This is a genomic window from Geodermatophilus sp. DF01-2, from assembly GCF_004571065.1.
Classification (GTDB): Bacteria; Actinomycetota; Actinomycetes; order Mycobacteriales; family Geodermatophilaceae; genus Geodermatophilus.
Genome location: NZ_SPQN01000188.1, coordinates 1 through 1,118, shown reverse-complemented (window position 1 = coordinate 1,118; position 1,118 = coordinate 1). Strand labels below are relative to the sequence as shown.

The following is a 1,118-nucleotide window of genomic DNA, read 5'->3' as shown; positions in this document are numbered from 1 at the left end:
GGGGCGCGCGGCGGGCGCGGACGGCGGCGCGTCGAGGGACTCCAGGACCTGCTGCCCGCCGAGCAGCCGGCCGCGCCGGCCCACGACGGTGTCGGCGAGCGCCTCGTACGCCGCGGCGGCGGGGTCGGCACCGCGGCGCAGTCGGACGCGGGCCAGAGCGACCTGCACGGCCTCCTCCGCGCCGGAGGGGTCCCCGGTCAGTCGCAGAGCCTCGGCGAGCAGGGCCGGCCGCTCGGCGGCGACGAACCGGCCGAACGCCGCGTCGGCGTCCTTGCTCATGCCGGGCCTCCCGCGGACGTGGTGCTGCTGGGGGATCCCAGTCTGCGCGGTGGCCGGTACGGCACTCCGCGCGGGAGAGCAGCTGATGGGCTCGCAGCCCCGCTCGTCCTCGGGGCCACGCAGGGCGGCGGTCGCGCCGACTCCACGGCGATGCCGACGGCAGCGCGTCCGTGCCGGCGAGGAGGCGCCCCGCCGGGCACACCGTCCCTGCGGAGCTCCCCGGCTACGCTCGGCCGCGTGTCGGGGAAGCCGCTGCGCGACGTCGTGGCTCCCGGCCTCGACGTCCTGTTCTGCGGGATCAACCCGTCGCTGATGTCGGCCACCCGCGGGCACCACTTCGCCCGGCCGGGGAACCGGTTCTGGCCGGCGCTGCACCGGCGGGCCTGACGCCGCGGCAGCTGCGGCCCGAGGAGGACGCCGAGCTGCTCCGCTACGGCCTCGGGGTGACCAACCTGGTGGACCGCCCCACGCGGACCGCGGCGGAGCTCTCGGCCGAGGAGCTGCGCGCCGGTGCCGGAGCCCTGGCCGGGCTGGTGGAGCGGTACCGGCCGCGGGTGCTCGCCGTCCTCGGCATCACGGCCTGGCGGCTCGGCTTCGAGCGGCCGCGAGCGGTGGCCGGCCTGCAGCCGGAGCGGGTCGGGGGCGCGGCGACCTGGGTGGTGCCCAACCCCAGCGGCCTGAACGCCCACCACCAGCTGCCCGACCTCGCCCGCATCTACGGGCAGTTGCGGGACGCGGCCCTGGCCGGCTGATCCGGCGGGGTGCGGCCCCGCCGACGGCCGGTTGCGCACCGCCGCGGACCGGCGCGTGCCGAGGTGGCGCGCCGGCTGCCCGAGATC

At 78.9% G+C, this 1,118-nt stretch carries 1 protein-coding gene and 1 pseudogene; one reads left to right on the top strand and one right to left on the bottom strand.

Translation table 11 applies throughout. From position 1 onward, the window contains the following. On the bottom strand, positions 1-279 hold a 279-nt coding region (locus E4P41_RS21755; protein WP_209307867.1), incomplete at its 3' end, for a hypothetical protein. A 150-nt stretch (positions 280-429) separates the two neighbouring features. On the opposite strand from E4P41_RS21755, the pseudogene E4P41_RS21750 reads away from it, so the two are divergent. Next, positions 430-1,031: pseudogene (locus E4P41_RS21750) on the top strand (mismatch-specific DNA-glycosylase). Positions 1,032-1,118 lie beyond the last annotated feature (87 nt).